Raw genomic sequence first — 12,516 nt, 5'->3', positions numbered from 1 at the left:
CTTTTAAAGGATAGAAGCAAGTAAAAACGAGTGACGGAGACAATAAAATGACACAGAGTATAAACAAGCTTGAAACAAGCATTAAAGCGCTAGCAACAAGGCTAAATGGGCACTCATTTTTGGAAAGGTGCAGAGACGGTTCAATTTCACTGGATGAGTTAAAAGCATTTTTACTTCAGCAGGGTTTATACAGTGCTTACTTTACACGTTACCTTTGTGCCATGATGGCAAATTTGCCATCAAATGACCAAGTAATGGAATTGGCGGAAAACTTATTCGAAGAGCTGGGTTTAGAGCAAGGTAGCCCAACTCCTCATCACATTATTTATCGCAATATGTTAGAAAGCTTTGGTATTGAGCTTGATTCAACCAAAATTAAGCATGAAACACAGGCTTTAATTGATTGTATGTTTACACACTGTCGAGAGTTAAACCCCGCATTTGGGCTCGGTGCATTATGCATCGGTGCTGAAGCGATTGTACCCGATCTATATTCGAGCTTGGTCGCGGGATTTAGACATCATGATGTACCTGATGAACAAATACATTTTTTACTTTTGCATATTGAATGTGATGATGGACATGCAGAAACATTAAATGACATTATGTTAGAAATAGCAGGTTCAAACGAATTCCAACTCGACAATATGATTAAAGCAGGTGAACAAATAATTGAAGCACGTTTGGCCTTTTTTGACGCGATTGAAAATAAAATACCCCACGCAGTTAAATTAGAAAGTGCGAGTATAGCGTTCACTTAACAATATGGATGTAAGAATGAGCACCACATTAACAATGGATAAACAATCTATCATGGCCAAAAGTCGTGAAGAGATTGCTCAAAAACTACCTGAAGGCAAATGGAGTGAGAAACAAAAAGTGGCACTTACATGCCGAATACTTTTTGCACAGGGACATGACTCAGGTTTGGCGGGCCAGATAACCGCTTGTGATAAGCACTCTGGTGAATACTTCACTCAACCATTTGGCTATGGTTTTGATGAAATAACGACAGATAACTTGCTAAAAGTAAACAAAGACTTGGAAGTAATAGAAGGGGATGGAATGCCAAACCCTGCAAATCGGTTTCATTCTTGGATTTACAAAGCAAGACCTGATGTAGGGTGTATTATTCACACTCATCCGCCGCATGTTTCTGCATTATCTATGTTGGAGCGGCCATTAAAAATTTCGCATATGGATACATGTATGCTTTATGACGATGTCGCTTTTCTTGCTAAGTGGCCGGGAGTGCCAGTGGGTAATGAAGAAGGTGAAATTATCTCGAGTATTTTAGGTAATAAGCGAGCAGCACTGTTGTGTCATCATGGTTTGGTTGTAGCTGGTCGCACAATCGAAGAGGCTTGTATGTTAGCCATTCAATGTGAACGAGCTGCCAAGCTGCAGTTATTAGCAGAAGCTGCAGGCGAGATAAAAGAAATCAACCCAGCACTCGCCAAAGAAGCGCATGATTGGATTTTGCAGGATAAACGCTCAAAAGCAGGCTTTGCATACTACGCTCGGCGGACACAAAAAGAGTACGACTTTACAGTATAAAAGCGTGAACGCTTTGATCACGAGTTAACCTCAGTGAATAAACGTGGCAGAGAAATAATTGGATGTAAAAAAATTGAAGTTTTTAATGTTATGATTATTTATAATAAAAAAAGGAGCGAGGCTCCTTTTTCATTATTTAACCGGACTTTATCGAGTGACTTACTCGCTATATCGCTTAGTTAGCAATAAAACTATTTATACTATTGAAAATACCTTGTGAACCTAAGCCCATTTCATCGTGCATTTGTTCTTGCGTGCCATGCTTGATGAACTCATCAGGAATACCTAAATTAAGGATGCTTACTGTTGCTTTTATAGCTGCTAAATATTCATTAACAGCAGAGCCTGCACCACCAACAATCGCGTTATCTTCAAGTGTTACAATCACCTCATGATCAGCTAATAAGCTGTCGATTAGTGTGCTATCGAGCGGCTTTACAAAACGCATATCGATAAGAGTAGCGTTTAGCTCATGAGCTGCTAGTTGAGCATTATCAAGTAATGTACCAAAGGATAAAATTGCGATTTTAGTGCCTTGCTGAATAACGCGGCCTTTACCAATCTCAAGTTCCACCATTTGCTTGTTGATTTCAGTTGTGCCAGCACTCCCACGAGGATAACGAACTGCAACAGGGCTGTTACAACGATAACCTGTGTACAGCATTTGGCGACATTCATTAGTATCACTCGGTGCCATGATAACCATATTGGGGATGCAACGGATAAAGCTTAAATCGTATGCGCCTTGGTGAGTCTCGCCATCAGCACCAACGATACCTGCACGGTCAATTGCAAATAACACGGGTAAGTTTTGCAGAGCAACATCGTGAATAAGCTGATCATAGGCACGTTGTAAAAAGCTTGAATAAATAGCGACAACGGGTTTTAAGCCTTCGCAGGCAAAACCAGCGGCTAAAGTAACGGCGTGTTGCTCAGCAATAGCAACATCAAAATATTGCTCAGGGTATTCTTTTGAAAAACGCACCATGCCTGAGCCTTCACGCATAGCAGGGGTGATTGCCATAAGCTTTGCATCTTGACTTGCCATATCACACAACCAATCGCCAAATACTTTAGAGAAAGTCGCAGCGCCAGGTTTTGATTTTGGTAGGCTCGAAATTGTAGGGTCGAACTTTGGTACGCCGTGATAGCCTATAGGATCTGCTTCTGCAGGTTTATAACCTTTACCTTTTTGGGTTTTGATATGCAGCAACTGCGGCCCTTTTAGGTTACGCATGTTGCGCAGTGTATCAACCAACATGTTTACATCATGACCGTCAATTGGGCCGATGTAATTTAGGCCTAACTCTTCAAAAAAAGTGCCAGGGATAACCATGCCTTTTAAGTGCTCTTCCATGCGACTGGCTAATTCTTTTACTGGTGGAACGCCAGATAACAGCTTTTTACTACCTTCACGAATGTTAGTATAAAAACTGCCTGATAAGATGCGAGCGAAATGATTAGTTAATGCACCGACATTTTCAGAAATCGACATTTCGTTATCGTTTAATATGATCAACATATCAGATTTAACATCGCCTAAGTGATTCATTGCTTCAAATGCCATACCCGCAGTAATTGCACCATCACCTATAACCGCTACTGTTTTTCGCCCTTTGCCTTCTTTTTGCGCCGCAATTGACATACCTAAAGCTGCAGAAATCGAGGTGCTTGAATGGCCAACACTAAAAGTGTCGTAGTGGCTTTCTTCACGAAATGGAAACGGGTGTAAACCGTCTTTCTGGCGGATCGTGTGCATTTGATCACGACGCCCTGTGAGAATTTTATGTGGGTATGCTTGATGACCTACATCCCATACTAAGCGATCTTCAGGGGTGTTATATACATAATGAAGCGCCACAGTAAGCTCAACTGTCCCTAAACCTGATGCTAAGTGGCCACTACTTTGCGAGACTGAGTTTAGTAAGTAATCACGTAACTCATTACTAAAAGCAGGTAATTTGTTTTGCGCTAAATCACGCAACTGGGCTGGTTCGTCAACCAAACCTAATAATGGATACTTGCTACTATCAAGTGTCATGATTTTTAATACATCCTTCGCTAACCAGAGGTCATTATAGCGTAATATTACTCTGATTCTTTAGTTATTTTGTACATCATTACTTGCTCAAGCTAGAGCCTAGAATTAATAATCGCGTTCAACAATGTATTTTGCCAAGTTTTCTAGCTCTGAAGTGTCAGCATCTATTGTTGCTAACGCATCGAGTGCGTATTTTAGTAATGATTGTGCTTTGTTTTTTGCACCTTTAAGCCCAAGTAGAGCTGGGTAGGTCGCTTTATTTGCTGCAACATCGGAGCCTTGCGGTTTGCCTAATACTTGGGTATCACCTTCTATATCAAGGATATCGTCTTGCACCTGAAAAGCCAGCCCAATTGCATCACCAAACTGTTTTAATTGTAATAATGTTTGTTGATTTGTATCAGCTGCGCATAATGCACCTAAAGTAATTGCACAATTTAACAAAGCACCAGTTTTTAATTTATGGATACGTTCGAGCTCAGCTAAATTGACTAATTTGTCAGTCGCAGCAATATCCAGTGCTTGACCACCGACCATACCTTCAATACCAGATGCTTTGGCAAGTGCTGCAATCATTTTTAACTGTTGCTGTGCAGGAACGTGAAATGAATGGTTAGCAATTAAATCAAACGCTAATGTTTGCAGCGCATCACCAGCTAAAATAGCATGAGCTTCGCCATAGACAATATGGCAAGTCGGTCTACCACGTCGCAGGTCGTCGTCATCCATCGCGGGTAGATCATCATGAACTAACGAATAACTATGAATACATTCAATAGCAGCAGCCAACACGTCTAAATCTTGTTTATTTGCGCCAAGCATTTTTCCCGTGGCATACACTAAAAATGGCCGTAATCGTTTACCGCCATTTAAAACGCTGTAGTGGGTGGCTTGTTTGATGCTTTGCTCGGTATCGAGCGGTTGATCAAAATACCGATTGAGAGTGGCTTCAACATCTTGTTGAGCACATTTTATTTGCTCTGTTATTAACACCCGTTATTCCAAATCATTATCAAAGTTAGTAAGTGGTGACTGACTATCACTTCCCAATAAAATCGCTACTTTTTGTTCAGCTTGTTGTAACTTACTTGAAGATGCGCCGGCTAAAGCAATGCCGCGTTCAAACTGTTTCAACGATTGCTCAAGGGAAAGCTCTCCCTGCTCCATTTCTGTGACGATTAAGGATAATTCATCAAGCGCTTGCTCGAAGCTTAGGTTTTCTGGTTTTTTCGTCGCCATACTGATTTAACTTAGATGATAGAAATGTGAGGCCAATTTTAGGGGGAATGCTAAACTAGGTCAAAGGGTGATGCATTTTTTTTGAATAATTAATTGTTTTCTTGCCATTTTTAATTATTTATACCTTAACTTAAACTTTGCAGGTTATTAATGGTAGCTTAAAATACCAAATAGGATTGAAAACTTTCATTTCATTTTTTTCATTAAATGGTTTAAGTAATTCAATAGATTGCCGATAAGCTGTTAATAATAAAAATTTGTTGCTGGTAGCAGCAAAGCATCGATTCCTCTGGAGGGGTAAGTGGATTTAGCAACCATTATAGGTATTCTCGGAGCTATTGGTCTTATTGCTATGTCAATGGTACTAAGTAGTGGCGGCGAAGTGGCTATGTTTTATAACACGCCATCGGTGGTTATTGTTTTCGGTGGTTCGATTTTTATTGTGTTATCAAACTATACGATGAGTCAATTCCTCGGTATCGGTAAAGTCGCGGCTAAAGCCTTCATGTTCAAAATAGAGTCACCTGAAGAGCTTATCGAAAAAGCAGTTGAACTTGCAGACTCTGCCCGTAAAGGCGGATTTTTAGCACTAGAAGAAGCTGAAATACCCAATGCGTTTATGCGTAAAGGGGTTGATATGCTTGTTGATGGTCATGACGCTGATGTTGTTCGTGCCACCTTGCAAAAAGATATTTCTCTTACCTCTACTCGTCATGAATCGGGGGCCGGTTTGTTTAAAGCGCTTGCCGATATTGCACCTGCTATGGGTATGATTGGTACTTTGATTGGTCTAGTTGCGATGTTGTCGAATATGGATGACCCTAAAGCGATTGGTCCTGCGATGGCGGTAGCACTGTTAACAACGTTATACGGTGCATTTTTAGCTAATGTGGTTGCGATACCTATTCAAGTTAAATTAGAGCTACGTAAAGACGAAGAAGCAATGAATCAGCGGCTAATTTTAGATGCGGTATTAGGTATACAAGATGGCCAAAATCCAAAAGTCATCGAAGGTATTTTGAAAAACTACCTCGCTGAATCAAAACGAAAAGTGGATACTGAGGAGTAAGCATGTCAGATCAAGAGTGCAAGTGTCCACCACCCGGGTTACCAGCATGGATGGGTACCTTCGCGGATTTGATGTCATTATTGATGTGCTTCTTTGTACTTTTACTCGCGTTTTCAGAAATGGATGTACTTAAATTTAAACAAATCGCAGGCTCAATGAAGTTTGCCTTTGGTGTACAAAATAAAATAGAAGTAAAAGATATCCCTAAAGGAACATCTGTTATCGCGATGGAGTTCACCCCAGGTAAACCTGAACCTACCCCAATCGAAACCATTCAACAGCAAACTGTCGAAATGACTCAGCAAATGCTTGAGTTTCAGGCCGGTGATGAAAGCTCTGCTGGCGGTCGTCAAGAGCAACGGGGTAATAAGCGTGGTGGTGAGTCACAAAGTACGGCGCAACAACAAGCATCAGAACAATCTATTTCTGCAGCTGATCAAGAGCAGGTTAATGAGTTAGTTAAAAAGATAGCCCAGCAATTGGAACAACAAATCATGGATGGTGCTGTTGAGTTGGAATCATTAGGTCAGCAAATAATTATTCGTATTCGTGAAAATGGTTCATTTCCATCTGGCAGTGCATTTTTACAGCCTAAATTCAAACCAATTATTCGCGATATAGCCACGCTTTTAAAAGATGTGCCAGGGGAAATTACGGTGTCTGGTCATACTGATGATTTTCAAGTATCCAACGAGCTGTATACCAATAACTGGGATTTATCATCGAAGCGTGCAGTTGCGGTTGCAACTGAAATGCAAAAAGCGCAAGGCTTTGATAAAACCAGAATGGTTGTTGTCGGTCATGCCGAAACTCGACCACTTGTTCCAAATGATTCTGATGCGGATAGACGACGTAATCGCCGCGTGGAAATTTCAATCATGCAAGGTAAGGCTAAAGAGTCAGATCCGATTGATGTTCGTTAAGATGCTTGGCAAAGTACCTAATTTAGCTTAAAGTAGTTTTTAACAAGTGTAACGGAGTGTCTGATGAAAAACGTTGATAAATATAGCTATATGCCGGGCAATTGTTCTGGTGGCGATGATGATAAAAAACCAGACGACCAAGCTCAAGATTGGTGGAAGCTTTTCTTCTAAGCAATAATAACCCTTAATCACAGGATATCAATTATGAAAAAATTAGATAAATTTAGCTGCATGCCTGGTAATGGTAACGGACAGGATGAAGATAAAAAACCAGATTAAGTAATTCTATGCCTACATGGTTTAATAGTAGTATGCAAATACTCGAAAATAGTTGGGTGTTATTTTTATTCCCAGCTATTTTTGTATTTTACTTACGTAAGGATTGGTTGGCATTACGCTTTGTCTTGATTACAGCAGTTTTCTTCTTGTATGGCGCTGTGATTTATTCAAGCCTTAGAGAGTTAGATGACCCTTATATTTGGCGTTATGTAGTTTGGGCTTTTAATGATATTGCTTGGATGGCTTTGATTGCTCACTGGGCTATTAAAGATAAAGTGTATCTTTGGCAAAGTGTGATCGGTCAATTGGTTTTAATTAGTGCGCCTATCTTACAATTATTTAGATTGGTAGATCGCCACCTTTGGGATTTATCGTATAGCACTATGCTATATAAAACGTTATTACCGTTAATCAATATTGGCACTGTCGTAGTGTGCTACCTTCCTCTGTTGTATTTATTTATGCGAAAAAATCGTAGTCTAAAGAGCTAATCATTAACTATTTGTAGATTAAATTACGTGTGCTAAACTACTGTGTAAATAACCAGTTGTTGATAGTGCCCTATGAAACTTTATATAGCCGAGAAGCCATCTTTAGGTCGTGCCATTGCCGATGCGCTACCAAAGCCTCATAAAAAACATGATGGCTATATTGAAGTGGCTAATGGCGATTGTGTTTCTTGGTGTATAGGTCACTTGCTCGAGCAAGCAGAGCCTGATGATTATAATGAGCAATATAAAAAATGGCGCTTTGATGACTTACCGATTATCCCACAGCAATGGCAGTTAAAAGCAAAATCTAAAACTCGTAAGCAACTTACGGTCCTTAAAAAGTTAATTAAACAAGCTGATCAACTTGTTCATGCTGGTGATCCAGACCGAGAAGGGCAATTACTTGTTGATGAGGTGATTGAGCAAGTTAAACTTAGCCAAGCCAAAAAACAGCAAATTCAACGTTTATTGATCAGTGATTTGAATGTTAGCGCGGTTAAAAAGTCGCTGCAAAACGTTCGCTCAAACCGTGAATTTATTCCACTTAGTGTATCTGCTTTGGCGCGTTCGCGAGCTGATTGGCTGTTTGGTATGAATTTAACGCGCGCCTATACGCTTGCAGGTCAAAAAGCAGGGTTTGGTAATGTATTATCAGTAGGGCGTGTACAAACACCAATATTAGGATTGGTGGTTCAGCGTGATAACGAGATTGCTAATTTTGTGCCAAAACCTTTTTATGAAGTATTAGCCCATTTAAGTACCGAAAATAAAGAGCCGTTTACAGCAAAGTGGCAACCAAGCAAAGCGTGTGAACCTTATCAAGATGAAGAGGGGCGAGTGCTCCATCGAGGCCTTGCTGAGAATGTTGCGTCGCGAATTTCTAATCAATCAGGTGAAGTTACGGCGCTTGAAAAAAAGCAGAAAAAGCAACAAGCACCTTTGCCGTATAATTTGTCAGCGTTACAAATTGATGCTGCGAAAGCTTTTTCAATGCCTGCACAAAAGGTATTGGATATTTGTCAAAATTTATATGAGCGTCACAAGCTAATTACCTATCCACGTTCAGACAATCGTTACTTACCCAAAGATCATCACCAAGAAGCAGCCAGTATAATAAAGGCAATTGCTATCAATGGCGGGCAAAATGACACTCATTGCCAAGGCGCAGATGTGAGTAAACGCAGTAAGTGTTTTAACGACGCTAAGGTGGCTGCGCATCATGCCATTATTCCTACCGCTAAGCAGCAAAAGTCAGCAAGTTTGAGTGCTGAAGAAGGTAAAGTGTATGGTCTTATTAGCCGTCATTATCTGATCCAGTTTTACCCAGACTACACTTATAATGAAACAAAGGCTGAAATAACAATTAATGGTGGTATTTTTAAAGCCAACGCAAAACAAGATGTAAGTTTAGGCTTTAAAGCGTTAATGGGAAAAACCGCATTAAAAGATGAGCAGATATTGCCGCCATTAATTAAAGGGCAACAGTTGCAGTGTGAACGCGGTGAAGTAATTGATAAAATGACCAGCCCGCCAGCTCATTTCAATGATGCAACGCTGCTTAGTGCAATGACAGGTATTAGTCGGTACGTTAAAGATCCAGAAATCAAAAAAATACTCAAAGAAACAGACGGCTTAGGAACCGAAGCAACCAGAGCGGGTATTTTAGAGTTATTATTTAGAAGACAATTTTTAAGACGTCAAGGTAAACTCATTTTAGCAACCGATACAGGTAGAGCATTGATCAGTGCGTTACCGCATGGTTTAGCTAGCCCAGACCTAACCGCAAAATGGGAAGCATCGTTGGGCGACATAGCAGAACAACAAATGAGTTATCAACAATTTTTAAATCCTTTATTAGTGGATTTAGCGGCTTTTGTGGAACTTGCCAAAAATTGTGATAGCAACGTATTTGCACAATTACCAAAAACGCCGCAAAAGCGGCGTTTTACAAGAAAAACTAAACCAAAAACAAAATCGGCTTAGTCATCCATTGCTAAGATTATTGATTAAACAAAGCCACCGCAGCGTTACTCATCGCAGTGATACCTGTGGGGATTGCAACTTTATAGTCAGGTGCAAATTTACTTGAATGTAGTGAAGGTAAAGTTGCCCCTGATGTTTGTGCCGCTTGATATTTAGCTTGCTCTACACCACCTAACCAAAATAAGGTGATAGGGATGTTTTTATCTGTGCGGCCATATAAACCAAAATCTTCCCCTGCCATAACCGCTTCGGTTTCAAGCACATTACTTTGTCCAATCGCCGAGCTAATCGCATTACGTACAATATTAGTTTGTGCAGGGTCGTTATATGTAGATGGGATTGACTCATCTTCATGTACATAAACCGCAGGTATTAAGCTTTCATCCAATCCTGCACTTAATGCAATGCCTTTAGTTATACGTTTTATAGCTGCAATTTGTTGCTCGCGAATTTTAGGATTATAACTTCTAAGTGTCAGCTGTAGCTTTACTTCATTCGAAATTACATTATGTTTAGCTCCACCGTGAATTGAACCCACTGTAATTACTGAGGGTTCAAGAGGTGATAATTCGCGACTGGTAATTGTTTGCAGTGCCAACACTATTCGTGATGCGATAACAACAGGGTCAATAGTCATATGTGGGTAAGCACCATGACCACCTTTACCTTTAACCGTAATATCTACTGAATCCACACTGGCCATGGTGTACTCATTTTTCATACTGACTTGTCCTGCGGGAACACTCGCACTAACATGCAAAGCGATAACGTGATCAGGAGTCGGATATTTACTAAATAAACCTTCTTTGAGCATCGCTTTTGCACCGCCTCCCACCTCTTCAGCAGGTTGTGCCACCATCATTAAGGTTCCTTGCCATGCATCTTTATGTAGCATTAATTGTTGCGCAGTACCAATAAATGAACTCATATGAATATCATGACCACATCCGTGCATCACACCAACGTTTGCTCCTTCATTATTTATAACAGTGACTGTTGAAGCATATGATTTACCAGTTTGTTCTATGATTGGTAAGCCGTCTGTATCAGTACGGATCATTATTGTCGGGCCATCACCATTTTTATATAAGCCCACTACACCAAAGCCACCCACATTGTCACTCACCTCATAGCCAAGCGCACGTAATTTGGTGGCAAGCTTTTTTCCCGTTTCTTGCTCATGGTATGAAAGTTCTGGGGATTGGTGTAAATCTAAGTAAAACTTTTCAATGGCAGGCATCGTTTTATCTAACTTCAGCTCCAAGGTTGTTGAGCTTGCTAATGGACTAAGCAGTATAAGGGCAGCGTATAGACTATGAAATTTCATAAAAGACCTTTTTGATTTATGGCTTGTAATTATTATGTTTGCCTCCATATAAAACCCTAAATAGTCTGATATGGCAATCAATAGCAATGAATAATATGGTAAATGTTAATTCGCAAAATCTTCAACAAGTGCTGGGTGAAACATCACAACAAAAACTAGTCCTGTTAAGTTTCTTTTCAGCACAAAGTCCAGAGTGTCAATCTCAAGCTGCTATTTTACAGACAATAGCCAAAGATTATGGTGACTATATATTAGTTGCCACATTAGATTGTGATTTAGAGCAAGCACTCGCAGCACAACTAGCACAGCAAGTTGGACTACAAACATTACCAACCTTAGTGCTATTAAAAGACTCAGCGCCTGTTGATGTGTTAGCCGGTGCACAAGCTGAAACTCAAATCAGAGAAGCGTTAAGTAAACATTTACCGCAGCCTCATGAAATGTTGTTAGAACAAGCCAAGCAAGCACTGATCGCTCAGGATTTAAATCAAGCGTTTAATTTTGCCAAGCAGGCTTACGAATTAGACAATACAAATGCGCGTATAAAATTAGTATTGGCAGATATATGCATTCAAATTCATAAACTGGATGACGCGCAAGCTTTGTTAGCTTCAGTAAATGAAAATGAGCAAGATGCATACTTTACCAATATTCAAGCAAAGTGCGCACAAGCACTGCAAGCACAAGAATCGCCAGAGCTAAAAGCATTACAAGCGAAAGTTGAAAAGTATCCTAACGATCTTGAGTTAAAAGTTGAACTAAGTGCAGCATACGACCAAGCAGGCAAAAAAGAGCAAGCGTTAGAGTTACTATTTACAGTGTTGAAAAAAGATTTGAATTTTGCCGATGCCAAGGTAAGTTATTTAGCTATTATTGCCTCTTTACCGGATGGTGATAGTTTAGCGGCAAAATATAGAAGAAAGCTTTACAGTATCCTCTATTAACACGTTTTTATTTTGTTTTATGGAAAGCGCCGAAGTTAATGGCGCTTTTTTATGCCAAAACTTGCGAAATATCGATAATAGATAATACTGAAGATCCTTTCAGGGAAAAGTCGTTGTTATTTTGTACAGTTGACCAAGGGTTTTAGTGTGTTTAGCGTGTAAATTGAACGAACAGTACTTTATTTCAAGTTTTCTTTAAAAAACGCTTGCGTAAAATTCGCCGCGCCCTATAATTCGACCCCACTGAGACGGCAGACAGCAACGCTTAGCGAGGCAAGAGTCACTTAGTTAGTCGAGTAAAACTTAATTTTAAATTTTTAATAAAGTTTAAAATTAAGTGTTGACAAAAAAATAGGAAAGTGTAAGATGCGAAGCCCTAGCGAGATAAAGTTTAACGCTTTAATCGCAACGTTCTTTAACAATATAAAGCAATCATCTGTGTGGGCACTCGTACAGATTGAGTTCTAACAGCAGATTCTAGTTCGCTAGATGACGCAAAAAATTTAGAGTCTCAATTGAAACTGAGTGACCATATGTTATTAAAAGATTCAGCCTTGAGCTGTTTTGATTTTACTTTTTCAAAAGTGAAAATAATAACGCACAGTCAATTCGTTTTTGGCAACAAAAACAAATAATTCAGAATTCATTGAGCATGTCCTTAGG

At 39.8% G+C, this 12,516-nt stretch carries 11 protein-coding genes; 7 read left to right on the top strand and 4 right to left on the bottom strand.

All coding sequences use genetic code 11. The features are described from left to right. Positions 1–47 precede the first annotated feature (47 nt). Both J7338_RS01315 and J7338_RS01310 read left to right on the top strand, forming a co-directional pair. A complete protein-coding gene (locus tag J7338_RS01315; RefSeq protein WP_210794898.1) occupies positions 48–761 on the top strand; it encodes an iron-containing redox enzyme family protein in 714 nt (237 codons plus the stop codon). Positions 762–777: 16 nt separating this feature from the next. Then, a complete protein-coding gene (locus J7338_RS01310; protein ID WP_210794896.1) occupies positions 778–1,557 on the top strand; it encodes an aldolase in 780 nt (259 codons plus the stop codon). Positions 1,558–1,732: 175 nt separating this feature from the next. Here J7338_RS01310 and dxs read toward each other — a convergent pair whose 3' ends face one another. From dxs to J7338_RS01295, 3 genes are all read right to left on the bottom strand, one after another. After that, positions 1,733–3,598, bottom strand: a complete 1,866-nt coding sequence (gene dxs, locus J7338_RS01305) for a 1-deoxy-D-xylulose-5-phosphate synthase (RefSeq protein ID WP_210794894.1) — start codon at positions 3,596–3,598, stop codon at positions 1,733–1,735. 105 nt (positions 3,599–3,703) lie between these two features. Then, positions 3,704–4,591 (bottom strand): (2E,6E)-farnesyl diphosphate synthase, encoded by an 888-nt coding sequence (ispA, locus tag J7338_RS01300; RefSeq protein WP_210794892.1) that lies wholly within the window; start codon positions 4,589–4,591, stop codon positions 3,704–3,706. 3 nt (positions 4,592–4,594) lie between these two features. Then, positions 4,595–4,837, bottom strand: a complete 243-nt coding sequence (locus tag J7338_RS01295; protein WP_210794890.1) for an exodeoxyribonuclease VII small subunit — start codon at positions 4,835–4,837, stop codon at positions 4,595–4,597. A gap of 301 nt (positions 4,838–5,138) precedes the next feature. On the opposite strand from J7338_RS01295, the gene pomA reads away from it, so the two are divergent. The 4 genes from pomA to J7338_RS01275 all read left to right on the top strand — a co-directional run bounded on the left by pomA (position 5,139) and on the right by J7338_RS01275 (position 9,582). Then, positions 5,139–5,906 carry a flagellar motor protein PomA gene (gene pomA / locus J7338_RS01290; protein WP_145241117.1) on the top strand — a complete coding sequence of 256 codons (768 nt, stop codon included), beginning with the start codon at positions 5,139–5,141 and terminating at the stop codon, positions 5,904–5,906. A 2-nt stretch (positions 5,907–5,908) separates the two neighbouring features. Next, positions 5,909–6,829, top strand: a complete 921-nt coding sequence (locus J7338_RS01285; protein ID WP_210794888.1) for a flagellar motor protein MotB — start codon at positions 5,909–5,911, stop codon at positions 6,827–6,829. Between the two features lie 287 nt (positions 6,830–7,116). Next, a complete protein-coding gene (locus J7338_RS01280) occupies positions 7,117–7,599 on the top strand; it encodes a hypothetical protein (protein WP_210794886.1) in 483 nt (160 codons plus the stop codon). Between the two features lie 72 nt (positions 7,600–7,671). Continuing rightward, positions 7,672–9,582: a DNA topoisomerase III gene (locus J7338_RS01275; protein ID WP_210794884.1), complete on the top strand. Its 1,911-nt coding sequence runs from the start codon at positions 7,672–7,674 to the stop codon at positions 9,580–9,582. Positions 9,583–9,598: 16 nt separating this feature from the next. On the opposite strand, the gene J7338_RS01270 is transcribed toward J7338_RS01275, so the two are convergent. Beyond that, on the bottom strand, positions 9,599–10,909 hold the full coding sequence (locus J7338_RS01270) for a M20 metallopeptidase family protein (RefSeq protein WP_210794882.1): 1,311 nt from the start codon (positions 10,907–10,909) through the stop codon (positions 9,599–9,601). An 86-nt stretch (positions 10,910–10,995) separates the two neighbouring features. Between J7338_RS01270 and J7338_RS01265 the strand changes: the two genes are divergently transcribed. Then, positions 10,996–11,853 (top strand): tetratricopeptide repeat protein, encoded by an 858-nt coding sequence (locus J7338_RS01265; RefSeq protein ID WP_210794880.1) that lies wholly within the window; start codon positions 10,996–10,998, stop codon positions 11,851–11,853. Positions 11,854–12,516 lie beyond the last annotated feature (663 nt).

This window comes from Pseudoalteromonas ostreae, from assembly GCF_018069805.1.
Taxonomy (GTDB): Bacteria; Pseudomonadota; Gammaproteobacteria; order Enterobacterales; family Alteromonadaceae; genus Pseudoalteromonas; species Pseudoalteromonas ostreae.
The sequence above is the reverse complement of the archived record's forward strand: the minus strand, read 5'-3'. Positions and strand labels throughout refer to the sequence as shown.

Excerpts from the sequence above, each read along its gene's own strand:
- J7338_RS01315 (WP_210794898.1), top strand. The coding sequence starts at position 48 with ATGACACAGAGTATAAACAAGCTTGAAACAAGCATTAAAGCGCTAGCA.
- J7338_RS01310 (WP_210794896.1), top strand. The coding sequence starts at position 778 with ATGAGCACCACATTAACAATGGATAAACAATCTATCATGGCCAAAAGT.
- dxs (WP_210794894.1), bottom strand. The coding sequence starts at position 3,598 with ATGACACTTGATAGTAGCAAGTATCCATTATTAGGTTTGGTTGACGAA.
- J7338_RS01295 (WP_210794890.1), bottom strand. The coding sequence starts at position 4,837 with ATGGCGACGAAAAAACCAGAAAACCTAAGCTTCGAGCAAGCGCTTGAT.
- J7338_RS01285 (WP_210794888.1), top strand. The coding sequence starts at position 5,909 with ATGTCAGATCAAGAGTGCAAGTGTCCACCACCCGGGTTACCAGCATGG.
- J7338_RS01280 (WP_210794886.1), top strand. The coding sequence starts at position 7,117 with ATGCCTACATGGTTTAATAGTAGTATGCAAATACTCGAAAATAGTTGG.
- J7338_RS01275 (WP_210794884.1), top strand. The coding sequence starts at position 7,672 with ATGAAACTTTATATAGCCGAGAAGCCATCTTTAGGTCGTGCCATTGCC.
- J7338_RS01270 (WP_210794882.1), bottom strand. The coding sequence starts at position 10,909 with ATGAAATTTCATAGTCTATACGCTGCCCTTATACTGCTTAGTCCATTA.
- J7338_RS01265 (WP_210794880.1), top strand. The coding sequence starts at position 10,996 with ATGAATAATATGGTAAATGTTAATTCGCAAAATCTTCAACAAGTGCTG.